This is a genomic window from Entomospira culicis (genome assembly GCF_028748145.1).
GTDB classification, from domain to species: Bacteria; Spirochaetota; Spirochaetia; order WRBN01; family WRBN01; genus Entomospira; species Entomospira culicis.
Genome location: NZ_CP118181.1, coordinates 188,445 through 209,919, shown reverse-complemented (window position 1 = coordinate 209,919; position 21,475 = coordinate 188,445). Strand labels below are relative to the sequence as shown.

23 protein-coding genes and 1 tRNA gene are annotated in these 21,475 nt (G+C 46.3%); 15 read left to right on the top strand and 9 right to left on the bottom strand.

Annotated elements, in window-relative coordinates; genetic code table 11:
• Positions 1-3 precede the first annotated feature (3 nt).
• The 3 genes from PVA46_RS01000 to PVA46_RS00990 form a co-directional block, all read right to left on the bottom strand.
• Complete coding sequence (locus PVA46_RS01000; RefSeq protein ID WP_274360300.1) at positions 4-600, bottom strand: NTF2 fold immunity protein; 597 nt, start codon at positions 598-600, stop codon at positions 4-6.
• A 27-nt stretch (positions 601-627) separates the two neighbouring features.
• Positions 628-1,143 (bottom strand): hypothetical protein, encoded by a 516-nt coding sequence (locus PVA46_RS00995; RefSeq protein ID WP_167694916.1) that lies wholly within the window; start codon positions 1,141-1,143, stop codon positions 628-630.
• Positions 1,144-1,230: 87 nt separating this feature from the next.
• Entirely contained in the window at positions 1,231-1,908 is a 678-nt protein-coding gene (locus PVA46_RS00990) for a TetR/AcrR family transcriptional regulator (protein ID WP_167694915.1), read from the bottom strand.
• 360 nt (positions 1,909-2,268) lie between these two features.
• Between PVA46_RS00990 and rpsU the strand changes: the two genes are divergently transcribed.
• From rpsU to PVA46_RS00975, 3 genes are all read left to right on the top strand, one after another.
• Positions 2,269-2,478 carry a 30S ribosomal protein S21 gene (gene rpsU, locus PVA46_RS00985; protein WP_167696234.1) on the top strand — a complete coding sequence of 70 codons (210 nt, stop codon included), beginning with the start codon at positions 2,269-2,271 and terminating at the stop codon, positions 2,476-2,478.
• 113 nt (positions 2,479-2,591) lie between these two features.
• On the top strand, positions 2,592-3,407 hold the full coding sequence (gene ylqF, locus PVA46_RS00980; protein WP_167694914.1) for a ribosome biogenesis GTPase YlqF: 816 nt from the start codon (positions 2,592-2,594) through the stop codon (positions 3,405-3,407).
• A complete protein-coding gene (locus tag PVA46_RS00975) occupies positions 3,397-4,719 on the top strand; it encodes a CCA tRNA nucleotidyltransferase (protein ID WP_167694913.1) in 1,323 nt (440 codons plus the stop codon). Before ylqF ends, PVA46_RS00975 begins: the two co-directional genes overlap by 11 nt.
• Here PVA46_RS00975 and PVA46_RS00970 read toward each other — a convergent pair.
• The 3 genes from PVA46_RS00970 to PVA46_RS00960 all read right to left on the bottom strand — a co-directional run bounded on the left by PVA46_RS00970 (position 4,706) and on the right by PVA46_RS00960 (position 8,535).
• A complete protein-coding gene (locus tag PVA46_RS00970; protein WP_167694912.1) occupies positions 4,706-5,467 on the bottom strand; it encodes a hypothetical protein in 762 nt (253 codons plus the stop codon). The two genes, PVA46_RS00975 and PVA46_RS00970, sit on opposite strands and share 14 nt — an antisense overlap.
• Before the next feature lie 219 nt (positions 5,468-5,686).
• A complete protein-coding gene (locus tag PVA46_RS00965) occupies positions 5,687-7,183 on the bottom strand; it encodes a hypothetical protein (RefSeq protein ID WP_167694911.1) in 1,497 nt (498 codons plus the stop codon).
• Between the two features lie 215 nt (positions 7,184-7,398).
• Entirely contained in the window at positions 7,399-8,535 is a 1,137-nt protein-coding gene (locus tag PVA46_RS00960; protein WP_167694910.1) for a hypothetical protein, read from the bottom strand.
• Between the two features lie 141 nt (positions 8,536-8,676).
• Here PVA46_RS00960 and PVA46_RS00955 point away from each other — a divergent pair, with 141 nt between their 5' ends.
• The 4 genes from PVA46_RS00955 (at position 8,677) to PVA46_RS00940 (ending at position 10,924) form a co-directional block, all read left to right on the top strand.
• A complete protein-coding gene (locus PVA46_RS00955; protein ID WP_167694909.1) occupies positions 8,677-9,156 on the top strand; it encodes a hypothetical protein in 480 nt (159 codons plus the stop codon).
• Between the two features lie 87 nt (positions 9,157-9,243).
• A tRNA-Ala gene (locus PVA46_RS00950) sits at positions 9,244-9,316 on the top strand.
• Between the two features lie 26 nt (positions 9,317-9,342).
• Complete coding sequence (gene murQ, locus PVA46_RS00945; protein WP_167694908.1) at positions 9,343-10,248, top strand: N-acetylmuramic acid 6-phosphate etherase; 906 nt, start codon at positions 9,343-9,345, stop codon at positions 10,246-10,248.
• A gap of 22 nt (positions 10,249-10,270) precedes the next feature.
• Positions 10,271-10,924 (top strand): tetratricopeptide repeat protein, encoded by a 654-nt coding sequence (locus PVA46_RS00940; RefSeq protein ID WP_167694907.1) that lies wholly within the window; start codon positions 10,271-10,273, stop codon positions 10,922-10,924.
• Between the two features lie 160 nt (positions 10,925-11,084).
• On the opposite strand, the gene PVA46_RS00935 is transcribed toward PVA46_RS00940, so the two are convergent.
• The gene (locus PVA46_RS00935; RefSeq protein ID WP_167694906.1) at positions 11,085-11,648 is read right to left on the bottom strand and encodes a hypothetical protein; all 564 of its coding nucleotides are present in this window, start codon (positions 11,646-11,648) and stop codon (positions 11,085-11,087) included.
• A 105-nt stretch (positions 11,649-11,753) separates the two neighbouring features.
• On the opposite strand from PVA46_RS00935, the gene PVA46_RS00930 reads away from it, so the two are divergent.
• From PVA46_RS00930 to PVA46_RS00905, 6 genes are read left to right on the top strand one after another with little or no spacing between them, the layout of a single operon-like run.
• Positions 11,754-12,542, top strand: coding sequence for a tetratricopeptide repeat protein (locus tag PVA46_RS00930; RefSeq protein WP_167694905.1), 789 nt, complete (start codon positions 11,754-11,756; stop codon positions 12,540-12,542).
• Positions 12,543-12,551: 9 nt separating this feature from the next.
• A complete protein-coding gene (locus PVA46_RS00925; RefSeq protein WP_167694904.1) occupies positions 12,552-13,139 on the top strand; it encodes a biotin transporter BioY in 588 nt (195 codons plus the stop codon).
• Positions 13,140-13,877 (top strand): energy-coupling factor ABC transporter ATP-binding protein, encoded by a 738-nt coding sequence (locus tag PVA46_RS00920; protein WP_167694903.1) that lies wholly within the window; start codon positions 13,140-13,142, stop codon positions 13,875-13,877. It abuts the gene before it with no gap.
• Between the two features lies 1 nt (position 13,878).
• Positions 13,879-14,547 (top strand): hypothetical protein, encoded by a 669-nt coding sequence (locus PVA46_RS00915; RefSeq protein WP_167694902.1) that lies wholly within the window; start codon positions 13,879-13,881, stop codon positions 14,545-14,547.
• Positions 14,548-14,582: 35 nt separating this feature from the next.
• Positions 14,583-15,587 (top strand): cyclic nucleotide-binding domain-containing protein, encoded by a 1,005-nt coding sequence (locus tag PVA46_RS00910; protein WP_167694901.1) that lies wholly within the window; start codon positions 14,583-14,585, stop codon positions 15,585-15,587.
• A gap of 3 nt (positions 15,588-15,590) precedes the next feature.
• On the top strand, positions 15,591-16,256 hold the full coding sequence (locus PVA46_RS00905; protein ID WP_167694900.1) for a Crp/Fnr family transcriptional regulator: 666 nt from the start codon (positions 15,591-15,593) through the stop codon (positions 16,254-16,256).
• A gap of 11 nt (positions 16,257-16,267) precedes the next feature.
• Here the strand turns inward: PVA46_RS00905 and PVA46_RS00900 are convergent, their stop codons facing one another.
• Complete coding sequence (locus tag PVA46_RS00900; protein ID WP_274360298.1) at positions 16,268-17,179, bottom strand: magnesium transporter CorA family protein; 912 nt, start codon at positions 17,177-17,179, stop codon at positions 16,268-16,270.
• A gap of 48 nt (positions 17,180-17,227) precedes the next feature.
• The gene (locus PVA46_RS00895) at positions 17,228-18,469 is read right to left on the bottom strand and encodes a D-alanyl-D-alanine carboxypeptidase family protein (protein WP_167694898.1); all 1,242 of its coding nucleotides are present in this window, start codon (positions 18,467-18,469) and stop codon (positions 17,228-17,230) included.
• Between the two features lie 117 nt (positions 18,470-18,586).
• On the opposite strand from PVA46_RS00895, the gene PVA46_RS00890 reads away from it, so the two are divergent.
• On the top strand, positions 18,587-19,825 hold the full coding sequence (locus tag PVA46_RS00890; RefSeq protein WP_167694897.1) for an OmpA family protein: 1,239 nt from the start codon (positions 18,587-18,589) through the stop codon (positions 19,823-19,825).
• Between the two features lie 64 nt (positions 19,826-19,889).
• Entirely contained in the window at positions 19,890-21,395 is a 1,506-nt protein-coding gene (locus tag PVA46_RS00885) for a trypsin-like peptidase domain-containing protein (RefSeq protein WP_167694896.1), read from the top strand.
• The last annotated feature ends 80 nt before the right edge of the window (positions 21,396-21,475 follow it).

Here is a 21,475-nt window from a genome sequence, read left to right as displayed (position 1 = left end):
CCGCTATTCATCGTGAAACACTCCCAGTATTGCGCCATCACGCTGACGCACTTTAAGATAAGGCACGCCGCCGGAACTTAGGATAATACCATCTCTTTTAACTTCAGGCAGAGTTCCCTCAATAAACCAAATCTTGCCAGATTCCCCCGAAATCTCTTTGCCTAGCAAGCGGTAGGGCATTTTCTCTAACACTTCCTTGCCGTAGATATCCAGCCAGATAATTTTAGCAATCGCTAAGGCTAAACTCTCGCTAAAGACCATCCCCTCACGCTCCACATCGGCGCGCACCCGATGCGTCTCAAATGTCGCGATAAATAACACCGCGCCATTATCCTTACGCAAGCGCATCACCAATCGATCTTGATGGGAGACAGCCCACGTATCGCCTTTGCTTTTTACTACCAAATCATCTAACTCTACCATATTTTGCTGGTAATAATCGCTAAAGTAGAGATGGTTGAGATAGGCATGCGCCAACGCTTGCACAATCTCGGCTCTTGGCACAAAGCCCTCTTTAGGCACCACATAATCATTAGCATAATACGCAAATCCCTGCATGCTACAAACCATCAACCCTAATACAAATCCTATCTTTTTCATCATATCCTCCTAAAAAAATCCATCGCATCAATAAGTGTAATCCGCGTAGCTTAACGTCCAGATCCAGTCATCTTCTAATCGATCCGCACTCAATACTAACATGACAGCGGGATCGTCGTATATGGATGCAAAAAGAATACTCTTTTTCGCAAGATCTTGCATGTCTACTGCTCGATACTTTTTCAATAACGGGGCAACAAGCGTACTAAAATCTTCCATCGCCTCATAAAAAGAGACCTCGATACGGTTTAACCGGTAGACATCTTCGTTATCAGGATAAAAATCAAAAGAAACATTATCAACAACGATACGTTCCTTGATTTGCTCAAATAGAAGCTCCCCTTGCTCCGCTGATCTCTGATTATATCGGTTTATTAACGCCAAAAATTCCTCGCGAGACATGCCAAGGGTCATATCACCTATCGGTAAATAGCTGCGCATCACGGCTGGGGGCTTGAGCAAGATGTAGTCAGGATAAATATAATTAAAGTAGAGATATCCACCCATAATAACAAGGAGCAACAGTCCTATAATTTTTTTCACGATTAGTCTCCTCAACGTATGGATAAAAAAATCCTTCCGATCAGGGATGGGAAGGATTCTCGCTATACAAAACTACGTCATGAAGCATTACTTCAAGACAGCTTGCTCCACTTGCTGAAACTCACTGCGCCAGCTACCTTGATTTACGCGGATCATATTGATCGCGCTACAGGCAACCTCGAAGTAGTTACGACGCAAGGTCTTAGGGTCAGACGACTCAAGCAGTGCCTTTTTACGGCTAAAGATAATAACTAAGTAGCCATAAATCGACGAGAAGGCCATAAGCAAAAAGTCTCTAGGATCGCCACTTTTAATGACACCAGCCCCTTGTGCTTGCGTGATAGCCGCCAAAGGCTTAGCGACAATACGTTGCATACTATCCATTAATGCAGGATAGGCGGCCCAATTATCCACGGCGTCGCCGTTGGCAATGATTAAAAACTCTGGGTGCTCCTCGCAAAAGTCGTACATGACCATCGCGGATTTAACGAACATCCCGATAACATCGTCTTTGAAGGGCTCAAACACTTGCTCCTCGAGCAAGAGGTTTAACTCATCCAATCGTCTAGCTACAATCGCAGCCATGAGGGCTTTTTTGTCGGAATAGTGGTGATACATCGCAGCGCTGGTAACGCCTAGGGCGTTGGCAAGAGCCTTTAGAGTGAGCGCGCTCACGCCTTTTTCGCAGATAATCTGGATACCTTTTTCAAGAAGATCCTGCTTCAAGTCGGCCTGATAATGATACTTTTTTTTCGCTGTTTCCATGTTTTTCTCCTTAAATAAACATCGAGTTCATTTTGATGACTCAAAAAATAGTTGATACTCCCATTCTCCTGCACCCTGATAGTAGCGACTCCACCAAAAGCGCAGAAAGACTTACGCATTAAAACTCATACTCAACCTCAATATACTATATTTTGGTTAAATTGTCTACCTTTTTTATATAATTCCTTTTCAAAATAAAATGCATCACTTTTTTTAAAAAATCTTATCATAAATAATAAACGGCTCTCACTTGTAGGAGTATTATAGATTTACTAGCCATTTCTGTCAATACCCCCCTCTTGACAGTGCTCGTTAAATGGCATAGAATAAGGGATCTTTAGACAAAGGGGGTGATGACTTATCGCCACAATTAAGGTAAACGATGATGAGCCACTAGAAAAGGCTATCAAGCGTTTTAAGCGTATCGTTGAGAAAGAGGGCATTATTCGTGAGTGGAAAAATCGCGAGTTCTACGAAAAACCTTCTACTATCAATAATCGCAAAAAGAAAGCCCTAATTCGTAAGCAAGCTAAAAAGAGCAGACGAACGGCTACTGGTAGCAAATATTAGTTTGTAAAAACCGCTAAGCTACTACAGGGAGTTGGTGAGTTATTTCTTGCAATATCAAGAGTTATCACCAACCCCTTCTTTGTAAAACTTCCCATAAGGCAAGGTAATCTATCATGGCCATTCAATGGTATCCTGGGCACATGCATAAACTCAAAGCCACGCTTAAAAGCACCCTTCCCCTTGTAGACGTGGTGCTAGAAGTGGTTGATGCACGCGCGCCGATAAGCTCACGTAACCCAATGCTCGACGAAATCTTAGGTAAAAAGCCTCGCATCATCCTCCTCAATAAAGCCGAACTCGCCGATCCTAATATGCTCCATGAGTGGCAAGAGTTTTTTAAAACCAAAAAAAAATATAAATCTTTAGCGATTTCTGCCAAAACACGAACAAATTTGGATCGCATCAAAGGCGAAATTCAACAAATTTTTAAATCCAAAGAACAACAACGTTTGCGCAATCCCCGTGCACTCATCATCGGCGTGCCCAACTGTGGCAAGAGTACCATCATCAATGCCCTCGCCCGCGAACACCGTGCCAAGGCCGCCAATCAACCCGGAGTAACCAAGCAAGTTACCCTCTATCACGCGCAAAGTGTCGACATTTACGACACCCCCGGACTCCTATGGCCCAACCTCGAAGATCAAGAGGCTGCTGCACGATTAGCCGTCTTAGCCGCCGTACGCGACGAAGTTTACCATCCAAGTGAAGCTTTCGCATCGGTCTATCTATTTTTAAAGAGCCATTATGCCGATCGTCTAATAGAGCGATACAAAATTCCTCTGCACGATAATGCGCATGATTACCTTATCGCCTTGACCACGACACTTAATAAAAAGGACATAGAGGCAACCGCGCTCTTACTCTTTAATGACTTACGAGGAGGAAAGCTGGGTCGCTTCTGCTTGGAGAGACCGCCGTATGTTACCTAGCCAACCGTTTGCTAAATTTCAGGAGACCTTACACGCCATTGCGCAAAAACTTGCCGATCATGGCTATCAATGTTATGTCGTAGGCGGGGCGGTACGCGATCACTTTTTGGAAAAAGAGTCGCTAGATATCGACCTTGCCACCGACGCATCCCCCAAAGAAGTAAGTAAGATCTTTCGCCACACTATCCCCACAGGCATCGCCCATGGTACGGTAACCATCCTCTACCACAACATTCCTTTTGAGATAACCACGTTCCGCACCGATGGCAAGTATGAAGATGCGCGCCACCCCGAGAGCGTGCAATTTGTCCAATCTATCGATGAAGATCTTAAGAGACGCGATTTTACCATCAATGCCATTGCTTATCATATCTTAGATGGTGAATTTTATGACCCCCTCGGTGGTATCGACGCTATCCAGAACAAAGAGATCACTGCGATTGGTGTGCCTGCCGAGCGCTTTCAAGAAGATCTCTTACGCATTTTGCGCGGAGTGCGTTTTTTGGCAGAGCTTAAAGGTTTCGTCCTCGATGAGGCTACTGCTATCGCCATGCATCAGCATGCACCCGGACTACACAAAATCAGCAAAGAGCGTATCACCAAAGAGATGAAAAAACTCCTTACCGGCGCGCAAGCCAGCTACGCCCTAGAAGTTGCCTATAACCTTGGCATCTGGGATGGACTCTTTGATGAGCTTGCCTTCTATCATCAAAAGCTTATTTTACCCGAACAAACATTATGGCAAACCCTGCTACGGGCAATTGATTACACTCCGCAGAGCATGCTCCATCTACGCATCGCGATTCTTCTTAGCGCTTTGGGCGAACTTGAATCTGCCAGTGAAGCCTATCAAGTGATTTATCGCAGTGCCAAGCTAGCCGAAGAGCTGTTAGTGCGCTATAAAGTGAGCAACGCGCTCAAACAAAAGGTGAGCCATCTTATTCGCTATCAAGAGCTTATTCTCCTTGACCTCTGGAGCGATGCTGATATTCGACGCTGGCTTTCACAAGTAAAAATTGAACATGTCGAAGAGATTGTCCTCCTCAACAAGGCGCTCTACCAAGCCTGTGGACGCGCGGTGTATGAATTGGAAGAATTTTATCAACGGGTTAAAAACATTATCGCGCAAGATCCACCCATTACGATACAGCAATTGGCAATCAATGGGGCGGAACTGATTGAGGTGGGCGTACCCGCTGGTCCTCGCGTGGGGGAGTTCCTTCAGCAATTACTAGAACTTGTCCTTGATGATCCTGAATTCAACACCAAAAACAACTTGCTACACGCAACAAAATTCTTTATGTCCATCTAAACCATAGATACCTTCTACGTATCAAGATAAAGAGTAGCGACAACCCTAGCGCTTGTAACAAAAACCCCACCATACTGCCTATCAGGGTAGGCGTTAGCCAAGTGGTACGTAACCCGAGAATCAATAAGATGATGGTAGCGGCGAAGTAAGGCTTTTGTGCGTCGTCTTTGCTCCAGAGAAGCAGGAGAAGAACAAATCCGGTCAACCCAGATAGCACGGTGCGCAAGAGCGTTAAGGCGTAAGGATCGATGACGGGGAGCAGGTAGCTCTCCAGCGAGGCGAGCGTTTGGATGGGCTGATGCAAGATAAAAATATAAAGGATCATCGCGTAGTAGAGCAAAAACGCATCGATGTGGATTTTGATCGCACCAAGCTCAACTAGGCTCATAAAGAGAAGCGAGGAGAGCGCTAAAAAATAGCCAAAAATCGCTAAAGATAAACCAAATATCTGTAAGCTTTGCTCGGATAAGAGAAGGGGAAAAAAGAGCAGTAAACGCATGCCTTGTAAGGCTAATCCCAATGCGTAACTTAATAATACCATTAACTCTGGAGCGTTGGTTTTAGGAAAGAGCAGATAGATGGAGAGGAAAATGGCTAGGGCTAAGAGCATTGAGCCCATAATATTCGTGGTGGCAACCAGATCGAGTGAGACGCGTACGGAGCTAATCCAGTAGGCAAGAAGAGCTACCGCGACTATGTTGCTTATTAACAACAATAAGATAATACGGTTACGCGCATTAATGGTCATGAGGAGGCGCTAAATTTCCATCAATGTGAGAATAAATAAGAGCGTGGCGTAAATCACCCCCAAAAAGAAGAAGAAGGTTGCGCCCCAAAGTAATCCTGTGATAATCTTTGCTTTCATGATGAAGCTCCTTGTGTGGAATGAGAAAAGTATAGCTAATTATCGACAAAAAAGTCAAGGAGATCGCTCCCCTTGACTCGTTTTTTTACAATAATGTCGTATCTACCACCAAAACTTGGTGCGGATATACATGTGGTTTCCGAAAGAACCAGACTCACCATTAGCGTGAGGGAAGCGGTTGTCCCAGTGGTTGGTATCGTCGATACCACCATTGTACTTGTTACCCACAAAGTAACCCAACAAAAGCTCCATGTTGCTAATACCGACAAACTTCATACCCATGTCAAAACCAAAGCGCTCGTAACCCTGTAGAGAGTGCCCGAAGTATTGCTCGACAGACTCATTCTTGCGAAGGTCAACGCTCATACCGCCGTAAACCTCAAAGAATTTAGAGAACATCAAGAGGTCAAAGCGCATGGCAAGGGCGTGGCGCTCGGTAAAAGTTGCCTCACTCGCACTATCAACAGGCTTCATCTGAAGCTTTTGACCATAACCAATGTTAAAACGAATCATATCTGTCCACGTATAGCGCAAACCGGTGGTAAATCCAAAACGATTGAGATAAGCCACACCAAGCGCAGTAGCAGTATCATTGAGAGAGGCACCATGCCACTGTACACCCTCACCAAAGTATTCTTTACCATGGGTGTACATACCAAAGTCGGCAGCAAAAGCAAAACCAATGCGCATGTCGTCGTTAAGGTTGTAGCTGACACCACCAGAACCACCAACGGTGTGTTGCTCTAGCTTGCGTCCAACACCATACCAACCCTCTGGATTACCATCTGGATCTCTAAGCCAACCACCCTCAAGAATAGGGTTTCCATCAGCATCAACGTTACCAGTATCGCGCCCACCGTCAATGCCCCACTGTGCAGAGCCGATGTAGGCGTAGTAGATGTTCCAGTCGATAGCGAGTGCGCCGTCCATGAGGGTCATGCCTTCGCTCTCGATATTCAAGATGGTGCTAAAGTCGTTGTTAGATCGGCTGAAGTCCGCATCGTGGATCATCCAAATCTTGAGCGGGAAGGTATCAGATAGTGCGTAGATAGGCACATCCCAGCGGATATTCCACTTATCTTTTACTACGTCAGTTTGGATATCATCACCACTCATGAAACCAAAGCCCAATGCGTGCTTGTCGGCAAGATAGTTGGAGTTATCGGTGATAAGACCAATGGTAAACTTCAAGCCTACATGGTCATCCATCCCAAGCTCACCCAAAATGTCGGTGTATCCATGGGAGTTGCTACTGGTTACCTTGTCTTCAAGGTTAGGATCTTCGGCATTCCAGAAACCACCGCTCCATTCGCCACCAAACTTACCCAATTGCAACTGCATGTTCACACCGGTGTACTTGGTGAATTTGTAGTTAAAGTTGAGTTCTGATTGATCAACGTGCACATAAGAGGTGCCATCCATGTTCATCTGGGTAGAGAAGCGCATCTCACCGCTAAAGGTCATTTCATTGATGAAACGGCTTTCACTTTGAGCCTCACTCTGCTCCTGTGCATCGGTGTTCTCCCCTTCCTCTTCTTGCGCAAAGACCATGGTGCTAACAGCCATGAATCCCGCTAAGAGCAACAACACTTTTTTCATTTTTTACTCCTTAAGTAAGCGATATTACCACTGGTAATACTTACATTCTAAACCGACTGTTTAACGTTGTCAACCAAAAAAAACACATTTTCTTCATCTTTTTTTGATATAAACGTCACCTAAGGAGCTATTTTTTTACCTTACAATGATTTATAAAAATCTACTTTTTTTATCATATTGCATAAAAATTACTAAACTTTCACCAAAATTCGCTATTATCCAGAAATTTTTGCCTTAATCGCACGAATACGATGCATAATATTATAGTCATGCACCTCTGGCGCGATGCCCGTAGATCCCAATTCTTCCACCAAAAAGATATTTTTTATCTCTTTATGTTGACTCTTGGCGATCTCTAATAATTTTTGTAAAATTGCATCCAACTGCGCGCCAATATACTGTTGCGTTAAGAGCGACAGATGACGCGTTGCAGGTATTTGCTCGGTGAGTAGCTCATAATAACGCCCCTCACTATCCACAAGGGTAAAGTCATCAGAGAGTTTGAAGCTCTCTTTAAAGGGGCGCGCCGCCAAGCCATAACCCGAAGGCTGATAAAATGAGAGACTAATATATCTATCGCGATGGATAAGCAACTGTTGGTAGCTAGAGAGGAGCATGTGGCTCTCCTCGCCGTTGTATAAAAAGCGACAGGTCTCACTCTCTTGCCCCTTAATCATCAGGCTAAAACGACGCAATTTACGCGCACTCTGCTGTTGGCGATACTGATTCTCCAAGTCTAGCTCCAGTAAAGTCAACTCCTTATCGATAAGGCTATACTGACCATTCTCACTCACCATCGGCACGGCAAAGCCCAACTTACGCACCACTGAGACATCCGCCCAATCCACAATTTCTCTTTCATTATAATATGCGCTAACTGTCATCACATCGATATAATCTGCCCAGTCTCTCGCCGAAATACCTAATTCTAAAGCGCTCTTCGTTAATATCGACAAAATTTCAGCAGGAATGGGTACACTACGCGCCTCCTCTATCACCGAAACCAACGAAAACTCAGGAATAGGCAACGCCCACGTGCGCAAACGGTCGTGCACCATCTGCATCAACGAATTCTCTTGCGTCAACCCCGAGACCTCTACCACCAGCGCGTTGTCAAAAGAGGCATCGCTCGCTAGCTCGGTAATCGACGGATAACCGGCAAAAGGCGTAAGCGGTTCGAGCAATTGCGTAAAAAAGCTCTTGCCCACCCCACGCCTTCCCCGCAAACCCAAATGCTTACCCGACAAAATCACCAATAACGCCAACAAAAATTGCTCTCTTCGCTCATAAATCATCGGGGTTATTTGCTCCTGCACCAACGCCATCCACGCGCCCACACTCTCTCTTTTCATACAAATAGTGTAGCACGAATCGCCACTTGCGTCAAACCTTTCTCCATTTTTACAAAAGAGGCGGACTTTTTCCTATTTAATGTCGATATTATAAAAAAGATCCCCGCGATCCCAAATCTATCAGATTCAAGGAGTTCCTTTATGCAAAAAATATTACGCATCAGCCTACTTATCACGCTCATGCACCTCCTCCTCATCCCCGCCTTTGCACAACAACAAGAGAGCACGATCGACATCACCCTACATCAATACTTACGTGGTCTACGCACCCAGCGCATCACCTCGTTTATTGCCAACGCCCGCTTTATCCGCGATGGCGATACCACCCGAGCCTTCCACCAAAATGCCCAAGGCCTCCGCCTCACCCTCACCGGAGACCACCAAAGCCAAGCTATCCATACCATCACCCTCTGCCTCGACAACCCCCAACACCCCACCAAAAGCGACCGTTGGCTACGCACCCTCAGCGCAACCCTCGCCATTCTTATCCCACAATCCAGCGAGGTCGACCGCCTCCTCGTCATCGAGCGCACCATCAGCAACGAAACCGCAACCTTCCACCAGCTATCCCTCCAATCAAACTGGCAACCTTGTGGTAAAGCCATCACCATCACCTTATAACGCTCTCTTCTTATCTATATGAAGAGAGAAAAATCGTATACGCCCTTGACATCTTTGGCTAAATAGGCTATCATAAAGTCGACTTATGGGGATGTAGCTCAGTTGGTAGAGCGCTTGAATGGCATTCAAGAGGTCAGGGGTTCGATTCCCCTCATCTCCACACTTTTATATCACTGCGAGGCAGTTATGCATATCGATCTTTCTAAAATTGCCACCGAGCAAATCAACCCCAACACCAAACACATTGATCAACTCTCTACCCTTGAAATGCTCAAACTGATCAACGAAGAAGACCAAAAAGTTGCCCTTGCCGTCGCACAAACGCTCCCGGCTATCGCCACCGTCATCGATGCGACCGTTAGCGCCATGCAAAAAGGCGGACGCCTCTTCTATCTTGGCGCAGGAACCTCTGGTCGTCTGGGTGTACTCGATGCATCAGAATGTCCCCCAACCTTCGGTGTCGATCCCTCCCTCGTTGTCGGTGTCATCGCTGGTGGAGAAGATGCGCTACGCAACGCCATCGAGGGTGCTGAAGACGATAGCGCTATGGGTGGAAAAGATTTAGCCAGCCATAATTTTACCAAAAACGATATTCTTGTTGGCATTACAGCAAGTGGACGTACCCCTTATGTCCATGGTGGTCTACGTTACGCCCATGAGCTGGGCGCAAAAACTGCGCTTATCGCCTGTTCTAAACAGTTGGAACAAGCCCCCTATATCGATACTCTTATTGAAGTTTTACCGGGCCCTGAAGTGCTTACTGGATCTACTCGACTCAAGAGCGGAACGTCGCAAAAGCTCGTAGTCAATATGATCTCTACAGGTACGATGATTCGTCTAGGAAAAGCTTTTGGTAACCTCATGGTCGATGTGAAACCCTCCAATGAGAAGCTTATCGAGCGACAAATTCGCATCGTCCAAGAGGCAACTGGTGCATCGCGTGAGCAAGCCCAAGCCACACTCCAGCTTAGCCAACGTAGCTCGAAGGTTGCTATTCTCATGATCTTAGCCAACATTAACTACGATCAAGCTATCGCTTTACTTGAGGAGCACCAAGGATTTATCTCCAAGGCGCTACAACATCAGCCCTAACAAAAAAGGATCCCTAACACGCATGAAGAGTCCCTACGATCAGCGCATCAAAGAGCATCCAGAAGATGCTAAAGCCTACTATGAACGGGGCGTCTATTTCTTAGAAGAGCCAACCACCCTAGATCTAGCCAAAAAAGATTTCTGGCGGTGTATCGATTTAGGTGATTTCATTGCCGATAGCTATAGCAACCTCGCCCTCATCTACGACATGGAAAACGATCCAAGCCAAGCGCAAGTTCTTCTCGAGAAAGCCGTAGAAGCCGATCCAGAACATACCGTTAGCTGGTTTGCTTTAGGCACACTACACTCTATTTACGGCAACCATGAGCAGGCGCTTTATGCCTTGGCTCGTGTCTTAGCGATAGAGATGGATTTTCATGAAGAGGATGAGTACTTAGAAGAGGATGTCTCCTTCTCCATGGAGGCATTTGCTCTACGCGCAAGAATTTATCTGGAAAAGAATGAAAATGCCCTTGCCCTTGCCGAGTGCCAAGCCTCACGCGCCTTTGACGCCGAACAAAATGAGTGCGATCTCTTAGAAATTGTCGCGTTAGTCCGGCTAAATCAGACAAAAGAGGCAAAGAAACTTCTCCAAACGCTCCTTAACGATGAAGAGATCACCTTAGAAAACCTCAAAGAACATCCCGTTTTTAGCGAGTTACAAGAATTTTTGTAAAAAATCACTCTCCTTCATACTTCCTTCACATCCCTAAGATATACTCTCATTAAGTGCATAGTTAGAGATTTTAACAATGTGTTTATGTAATACTCCTTTTCAAAAACTAAAGAGATCATCGTTGATGATCTCTTTGTTTATTTCTATGCTATTGCCCAACCTACATACCCAGATTCTCATCCATTATCTGAATACTAAGGCTAGGTTGAACCCCGACTCCGGCATATGTCATAATAAGGGTGTGGGTAAAAGAGGTGTTTAAGTACCACATATAAACCAAAAATTTTGCACTATCCTGTAAAATAGGTCTACCGTATCCCAAGTACCCATCTTTTTTAGGGCCTCCCACCTCCTGCACAAGCGCAATAAATTGCTCCTCACTCACGGCGTTAGGAAAGAAAAGGTTGACAGCAAAGAGCCGATTACGGTGAAAAAAGAAGTAGATATCAACCGATTGATTAAACCAATTGACCCGATAGACCAATAAACGTACATTGGCTGTACCTTGGGCATCACGGATAGCTTGAAAGGCAATGGCGGGTTCTCTTTTCCAGAGTTCGTTCTCTGCCTCAAGCACCTCTTGCCAGGCGTGCGTGCGTGCGTGGCGCTGTAACGCTTCGGTGGAGGAGCCTAGAGGAATCTGAAAAAGATCACTTAAAACACTTTGCGCCATAACTGCGCTGGAGAGCAACAACAATAGCATTGCAATGGAAAAAATACGCATGATAAACTCCTATTGCCTCTTAGTTTACCCAATTATGCTAAATTTATCAAGCAAGAGAACCTTAAGACTTTGACTATTTTTGTAAAATTCGCTATGATAGAGAGCATGAAGTATGCTTATCTTATTTTATTTGTGTTGCTTAGCTCGCCTCTCTTTGCCAATCCTGCCAATCATCATCAAAAAGAAGCCTCGCGCATCTACATGTATGGCGTTGCCTATCAAGCCGAAGGTGAGTGGGAGAAAGCGCGCAACCATTATGAATACGCTATCAAGCTCTATCCTTATGATGAACGCTTTTATTCAGCACTAAGCTATCTCTATTTTGATCGAAAAGAGTATCAAAAGGCGATTGCGGTACTCACCCAAGCAATCCAAATTTTCCCTAAAAATGTCGACTTTCTCTACCATCGGGCCTTCTTCTACACCATGAGCAATGCCGAACATCTTGCCCTTGCCGACTGGAATACCATCATCACCCGCGAGCCTAACAACACCTATGCCCGCTGGCAACGTGGACAATATTATCTCAAGCATCAACAATACCAACGCGCCAAAGAGGATTTTGCCAATCTTGCTCGCCACGACTCCCACCCCAGTCGTATTGCCAACTTCTACCTTGCACGCGCGCACCAAGCCCTAGGCGAATACGATGAGGCTGTCAAACAACTACACATCTACGTGCAAGCAACCGAGACGCAACCCCACAATCCCTATCATCCGGTAGGCAAAGCCTACTTTCACCTCGCGCACAACCTACGCCTAGCCGGCAAGATTTCCGAAGCCAGCGTATATTATAGTAAAGCAATCGATGCGAAATTTTGGCCAGACGTAACCTCTGCCCAACGCGTGGAAGCCCAAAAATATAGCAATCACTCCCTCAATATTATTCGTTAAAAAGAGCGCATGATGAAAGATCACCCATTGATTACGCTTACCACCATCCCGCTCTTTAGCGCACTGATTATCTTTGGATCGTACATCAAGCTCCCGATGCTCGGTATCCCCATCACCGCGCAATCGTTCTTTATTATGCTGGTAGCTCTCTTGTGGGGCGTCAAGATCGCAGTCGCTTCGGTGGCTCTCTGGATCTTCTTGGGCATCTTAGGCTTACCCGTCTTTGCCACGGGCGCTAATGGTCTTGCCTTCTTCATCATGCCCACCAGTGGCTATATCTTGGGCTATCTCCTTATGGCAATCGTTGCCGGCTGGGTAGGACATATCAAATTCCCCGTAACACTCTCTAGTACCATCCGTATCATCTTACGCACTATCCTCTTGATACCGGCACTTCTTAGTGTCTATCTCATTGGCTTACCTTGGTTACGTTGGCGTAGTGGCCATCAACTTGCCGATGGGTCGATGGAGTGGCTAAGCTGGCAAGAAATTTTTTGGATGGGCTTTCTTCTCTTCCTCCTGCCTGATCTGATCAAGAGTATTCTTGTCGCCATTACCTATGAGCTTTTACCTCGCCCTCATCAACAGGAGCAGTAATTGCCCTTACTAACTCTCAATCGCCTAAGCAAGTCGTATGAGAAAAAGTGCATTCTCGATGCGTTATCGATGACGCTACCACATCGTAGTTGTGCCATCCTCGCAGGCGCTTGTGGATCAGGGAAGAGTTTACTCTTACGCCTAATTGCCGATCTCGAGAAGCCCGACAGTGGAGCCATCACCTTAGATACCGAACATCAAACGAAACCCAAAGGCAAGACAAAATATCGATCGGTAAGTTTGCTCATGCAAAGTGTGGAGAGTCAACTTTTAGGGCAGAGCGTCTGGGACGATCTCTATCTCCATCCCATGCTCGCCGGCGAGAGCAATGATGAAGCCAAACGCATCACCGAAGAGGCGCTCAGGCACTTTGGATTATGGCATATACGCCATCAAGCACCGCACACCCTAAGCGGAGGGCAGATGCGATTACTCCTCTTAGCCGGAATTTTCACCCACCGCTCCGCCCTTATCCTTTTGGATGAACCCTTTGCCAATCTCGACTATACCGCGGTCAAACAAGTACGATCGGGCATCGAACTTCTTCTGAAAGCAGGCAAGAGTGTGATAATTGCCACCCATGAAGTGGAAAAAGTGATCTCCCTTGCCAACTATCTACTCATTCTTTCTGAAAAAAAGATAGCGTTAGAGAGGCCCCTCACCGAAAAAAATAGAGACCAAATTCCTTGGCAAGATTTCGATCTCAAAGATCCCTACGCTCCAGCTTGGCAGTGGTAAGATGATTGCGGACAAGCGCTATTTAATTCCGCTCTGGGCGATCTTTTTAGGTACGACACAGCAGGCATCCGCCCCATGGCACCTTGCTCTGGTGTGGCTCTTGGCCATCCCGCTCTTTATGAGTTATCGGATGGGAAAACTTATCCATGTGCTTTATCGGGGGCGATTCATTATCCTCATTGCCTTAAGTTATCAACTCTTTTCACTGATAACATTAAGCGCCTCTTGGTCAACTCTCCTCTTGAAAAGCAGTCAAATCACGACACAAATCATCCTCGCTCTCCTGCTTTACCATCTGCTTAACGAAGCAGATATCATCGCCAGTATCATGCTCTACCTCAAGCCCTTACATCGCCCCAAATGGAGCGCCGATCTTGCTATAAGTATTCTCTTAGTAAGAAGTTATCTTGTCCAAATTCCACCGCTTTGGCGCCGCCGAACCTATGCCATCACCCTACGCTATCGCCCAAAACCTCGCGCCTATCGTACCCTTATCACCATCCCCTTGTTCCTTCAAGATCTCCTCGAGTACCCCCAACAGATGAGTCGCACCCTCACCCTACGCCACTATCATCATCACTTCTGCCCCATCTCTTACCCCAAGAAAAGTGGTGATGCCTTGTCATTTTTCCTCTATTATGGTATACTATCGTTAGTTTTCGTATACTAAACATTCCTAGTTACGCCAAACCAAAGGGGCAAAACATGCCAAGTATTTTACATTTTAAGACAAAATCAGTCATCTACTTTCAAGGCGACCATACCTCGCACTTCTACCTCCTGCGTAGAGGCAGTGTGGAGCTCTCTTCTGACACCCATAACAAAAGCGAGATTATTCAACCGGGCTTCTTCTTTGGCACACAGGCAACCCTCATTGGTAAAACCCAGAGCCAAACCGCCATGGCCACGCTCCCAAGCGAAATTGTCAGCTTTGAATACAAAGAATTTCTTGCGCTCATCCAAAGTAATGAGACATTACGTACCTCTATCCTCAAAACATTCATCGATCAACTCACAGGCATTCACACACAAGTCTTACACCTCATGAGCGACGCCACCACCGAGGACGAAAAAGTTGACTTTGAACACTTTCTCATCAAAACCGCCAACTTCTTCCTCAAAAATCGCGCATACTCCCAAGCCAAACAGAGCTATGAACGCTATATTGCGCGCTTTCCTAATGGAGAATTTATCAACATCGCACAAGAAAAAGCCGACTACTCCAGTCAAAAGATTGGTGGGGAGGATGATCTAAGCACAAAGCTCTACCTTACCGTCTCAGAGCCAGCAAACCAACAAGGTAGTCAGCTAACGCCCATGCAAACCGAGTATGAAGAGATGCAGGTGCTGCTTAATCAAAAGAAGCACTCCCAAGCGCTTCTACGCCTTACCCGTCTGGTACGCATGGAGAGCGATCCGGCGTTTGATACCCTCATTGCCTCTTGTCGCTATCTCTTAGGTGAAACGTTGATGCAGATGGACAAATTTGCCGATGCGATTGAACCATTGAGCACCTTCATTGCCGAACATAGCGAGCACGATGATATCGATCGCGCAAGACTCTATTTAGGGCTTGCCTATGAGAAGACCAACAACGAAAATGCTGCCCAAGGCGTCTATGTCAAACTACTAGAAACCTTACCGGTAAAGAGTCCGATGTACAATAAGGTCAAACAGACTTTGGAAAATCTACGCAAAAAGAAGAGTTAAAATATGAGTGAAACAACCAAAACCGGGGGTCTTGAACGATTCTTAGTTACGTTTAAACAGGGTGAAATTATCTTTTTCGAACATGACACAGAAGATGTCGCCTACATGATTAAGCAAGGGAAAATTCGCCTTGTGAAAATTATTAATGGCGTAGAAAAATTCGTAGCGACCGTTGGCGATGGCGACTTTTTCGGCGAAATGGCTATTCTTGCGAACAATCCTCGCAGTGCTACGGCAATTGCCATTGAAGAGACGCAAGCATACAAAATTTCCAAAACCAACTTTGAACTCCTCATTAATGCCAATGTTACCATCGCCACCAAAATCCTCACACTTAGCGCCCAGCGCATTCAACGTCAACGTCGACAGCTTCAAATCCTTCTGCTCAACGATGATGAGACGCAAGTCCTCGATGCGCTACTGATGCTCTATGAACAACTAGAGATCACCAATAAAGAGAATGTTACGATCAATATTACCCCATATGAACTAACGACTTGGGCGGGCGTTGCGATGGATAAGGCGAAAAAAATCCTCGCAACCTATCAAGAGAATCGACGTATCTCTGTCTTTCCCGATCGCATCATTATTCAAAATATTCAAGAGCTTCAACGCATTGTGCAAGCAAGACGCAAAAGCGTGAGTGATACCGATGATTCAACAACCTAGAAACGAGGCATTTATAACAATTTCCGTTTTCTAAAAAAGCGAAAAAGCCCCACCTCCACGACCAGCGTAAAGAGAGTAACCCACCAGAAAGCGTACGGAACATTCTGAAAGGGGAGATCAACATTCATCCCATAGATGCTTGCCATGAGCGAGGGCCACATCAATAGAAGCGAGATAGAGGTAAGGCGACGCATGACGTGGTTAAGGTTGTTATTGATAACCCCCACGAAGNTCTCCATCGTAGAGTTGAGAATTTTAATATGAATATGCACCGCTTGCTCTGCTTCACGCATTTCGATGGTTACGTCGTTGTGAAGTTCTTGCTCTTCGGCATCCATGACGAATCCACGCATCCGTTGGATCTTCTCCAATAAGGCGGCGTTGGCTCTTAAACTTGTCATAATAAAGACAAAGCTCTTGGAGATCTCTAACAAGCTAAAGAGTCCGTCGTTACCCATATTTTTACGCATTTGATAGACCGTATCGTCCATGACTCGCTTAAGATCTTGCAAGCAACGTGAATATTCATAACTAACGCGTAGAATAATTGATAAAATATACAATAAATGACTACGATCGCTAATGATCATCTTGCGTGGGATATTGTGATCGATGAAAGAAAAGGTGTAGTTCGAGAGGGTGAGCATCGCGTGATCGGTAACAATGATACCCAAAGGCGCGGTAAAATAAGGCGGTTTTTGGTTGGGGTCATAGACAGGCACACGCACGATGGCCATCATGCCACCGTTATCGAGCCACTCAAAGCGTGAAAGCTCATCGGGGTCGACGGCATCATTAAGGTCGTCCTTGGCGATACCCAGCTGGATAGAGAGCTGTTGGAGCTCATCATGACTAGGAGCAACCACTTGATACCAACTACGTTCTTGACCATTATGAATAATCGTCTTTTTTAATTCAATCACCGCTTGCCCCTCGCTTAAAAGATCTCTAACTCTCCTATTTTAATGAATTTAGGCTATTTTGTCAAGATTAACCTCCTTTGGTTGGAAGAGTTGGAGAATTTTTCGCTCGATGATATCGTTAAGATAGAGCCAAAAAGGTAGGCGATCGATCTTCTCCTGCGTAATTAAGGGGCTAGACCAAAGCTCATCCCCAACAAGGAGTACAAGCTCCCCCACGGCTACCTGCGGTGCAATGGGTGCAGTAAGACTCTCACTCTGGCGCGACAATCTACTAGCTTGCCACTCATCCTCGCGCAGGGGATAGGCAAGGAGCGCTTCATCACTTAGGGCAAGTTCTGTGCTTCGGCGATTTCCACCTAGCACCGGCACCTGCAGATATTGATAAAATTGCGGATGTTCGCTGATGTTGTAATAACGATAATTAGCGAAACCGTAGTCAAAGAGTGCGCGGGCATCACTCTCGCGTCGGGCAGAACCCGTCTGAGTACCGGGGGCTTTTACGCCCATAATCACAGCGATGAGGCGCATATCACCACGCTTTGCCGTAGCTACCAAGTTATAGCCCGATTCATCGAGGTAGCCCGTTTTTAACCCATCCGCACCCTCGTAACTAGTAATCAATTTATTCGCGTTAGAGTAAGTCAAGGTGTAGCGCCTCACCCCAGCATGGTTCATTTGACGCAAAGACGGATAAGAGAAGCGCTCCACGCTATGCAATTGTGCAATTGCTTGTGGATAGCGCTTGAGGTAAGCTCTGGCAATGTGCGCGTACTCATAGGCGGTGGTGCGATTATCGTTGCCGATACCCGATGGGTCGATAAAATACGACTGCTCTAAGCCAAGCTCTTGCACCAAATCGTTCATTGCTTGCACAAACGCCTCCACCGAACCACTCACCTGCTCGGCTAGCGCAACCGATGCATCATTACCACTGGCAATCGCCATGCCTAACATCAAGTCATAAAAAGTTAAACGTTGCCCCGGTTCAATCCCCATCAAACTACTGCGCGCAGGCATATTATAGAGCGCAGCCCGCTCGCTCACGGTGATGGGCGTATCTAAGGCAACGGTATGCGCCTCAAGGGCCTGATAGGCCAAAAAGAGCGAGACAATCTTGGTCAGGCTAGCAGGAATACGCACCTCATCGGCATGATAGGCGTAGAGCACCCGCCCCGACTCCATATCCATCAGAATCGCCGATTGGGCATGCTCCACCAACGCCTGAGAGGCAAAGAGCCACGATGACCCAGTCAGCCAAACCAAAGCGACTATCCAGCTAATTCTCTTCATAATTCCTCCATATTGATATGCAATAGTTTATGGATAGACCCATCTCGATGCTCTTATCTTAGCACACCTACGCCGATACTTCAAGTAATACAAATCCAAATCAAGGAGTCATAACCAATGATAGATCCGCATGTGATAGCTAAACGATTTCTCTTCATTTTCGCCAGTTGCTTAGGCGTATTTAACCTAAGCGCCAAGGAATTCGCTTATCAATTTACCAAAGGCGACCAATTTCGCTCCATCTCCACAGTCAATGAAGAGGCTAGCTGGGAGGGAACCCCCCCATTAAAAGCGCAAATCATTAACCGTATCGCCTTTAAAGTGATCAATGTTGATGCCAACGGAGCAGGACAGTTACAAGGCGAAATGCACACCTCCGAACAAGGATCGGAGGAGGACTCATCCCTCTGGGAAAAGGGCTACACCACAACCTATTGGCTAGAGCGACTAGGTAAACATCGCGTAGCAGCACACTTGTTTGTACCGGCAGTACGCCATGCTCCGGCCTTTCCTGCGCGCGACATCAAAGTGGGCGAAAAGTGGCTTCACCCCGGTGAGGAAGTACTCGATCTGCGATCCAATGAATTAATCTATATAACGCGCCCCTATAGCATCCCCTTTAATGGTGAATACGAATACAAGGGCGTGGTAAAAGAAGAGGGTAAAGAGTATCATCTTATTCAGCTAAAATATCAGTGGAGCTCTACCCTGCCCCCATCCTCCATCAGCACGGTTAATAAACGTGGATTCTATGCCATCATTAATATCAAGGGCACACACTCTATGAACATTTATTGGGATGATGAAGTGCATCAGCCTGCTCGTTACGAGGAGCAATATCACTACACATTTACCACAGAAAATAAAATGACTTATACCATCAAGGGTACTGCCGAGGCCTATCTTATTATGGCCGATAAAATGGATAAAGACGAGATGATCGACGCGATTAATGAGGAGATTGAGCGCCTTGGTATCGACGATGTGCGCGTAGAGCGCGACGAAGATGGCATCAATCTTATTATGGAGAATATCCAATTTAACCCCAACTCCGCCTACCTTAACGAGACTGAGCGTGAAAAACTCGCGAAAATCGCCCAAATTTTACGCGCCTACCCCGATCGCGATTTAGAGATTGTCGGACACACCGCTAAGGCGGTCAACGAGCTGGCTGCTAAGCGCCTCTCTGAGCAACGCGCTTTAAGTGTCGCCAACTTCTTCATTAAAGATGGTGCACGCGCCAAAGAGCAGATCATTACCCGAGGAGAGGGTAGTCGCATGCCCATTGCCACCAACGACACGCCTGAGGGGATGGAAAAAAATCGCCGTGTGGAGATAAAAATACGCGAAAACTAGGCAAAATGGATACACAAAAAAGAAAAAATCTGCTATATTCAAGAACAGAAAGAGGAGTTCATGCATGGAAGTGGTCAAAAAATCGTGGTTTAAGTCGCTATTAGGCATTACCTTAATCGTGGTAGTGAGTGTCTTTACCACCTATTTTACTTTGTTTAAAATATTCCAATTTCAAGGCGTTAGCGCCCTAGCCCAAGAGAGTGAATTTACGCTACCACGCATCACCCAAAGTGATTTTCAAGAGGCGTTGCGCGAAGTTTCGGCGCAAACGTTACGCGGTGTGGTGCGTGTGGACGCAATTAGCATTAAGCGGGTGCCTGTGAGAAATCAACAGAATCCTTGGGACTTTTTCTTTAGTCAAGAGTTTTTTAATCGCTCCGAAGAGCCTAACGAAGAGCGTGAATTTCGCTCAGGGAATTTGGGCACGGGCTTTGTCGTAGAGCGCGAGGGTAATACCCTCTACATCCTCACCAACTACCACGTGGCCGGCGAAGCAACCGAAGTTTCTGTCGACTTTTTTGACGGGCGTACCTTTACCGCCGAAATTCTTGCTGGGGATGAGCGACGCGATCTTGCGCTTCTTAAAGTAGACGTGGGCAACGACAATGACGATATTCTCGCCCTACCCCTTGGCGACAGCAACGACTTAGTGGTAGGCGATTGGATTTTGGCTGCTGGTAGTCCCTTTGGCTATGATTTTACGGTAACTTCGGGCATGATTAGCGCCCTAGGTCGCACCGGTGGGCCTCGCTCTAATATCAACGACTTTATCCAGAGCGATGCGTCGATTAACCAAGGTAATTCTGGTGGCCCATTGGTCAACATGCGAGGCGAAGTCGTCGGTATTAACACTTGGATCGCCACACAAAATGGTGGATCAATCGGCTTGAGCTTCTCCGTCCCCATCAACAATGCTAAAGAGGTTCTTCCTTATCTCAAAAAAGGAAAAACGCCAGAGTACGGCTGGGTCGGTATCACGGTTATCGATTTGCGCGCCCTAGGTGGCGAGGAGTATGCCAAGAGTGCGGGGTTTAGCCAGACACGCGGAGCGGTGGTCAGCAGTGTGATTAAAGGAAGCCCCGCGGAAAAGGGTGGCTTGATGGCTGGCGATCTCGTCTTGAGTATTAATGACCAAGCCGTTAATAGCGCCGATCGCGTGGTCTACTTGGTGAGTGCGCTACCCGTGGGTTCAAAGGCGAACGTACTGGTGGTGCGCGATGGCAAAGAGCAACTTATCACACTGAATATTGAGGCAAGAGCACCTGAATCAACAGTTAATAGTCAGGAGGTACGAAGCTGGCCTGGCTTGATTGTGGTACCCCTCACCGACGCATTACGTAACGAGTGGCGCATCGAAAAGAGTGTGCAAGGTGTCGTTGTTGCCTCTATCGATCGTGGCTCTGGACTCGCCGTACTACGCCCCAATGACATCATTACATCGGTAAACGGACAACGCACCCAAGATGTACAGAGCTTCTATCGTCTTATCAACGATCCGAAGACCAATCGCTATGAAATTATCTTCAGACGCGAGAACACCTCCATCGAAATTACCATCAGAAGAGAGTAGAAATCACCTAAAGGAGCATAAAATTTCATGCTCCTCTTATTTTTATTTTGACAAGATTAGAGAACCGTGGTATCTTTTTA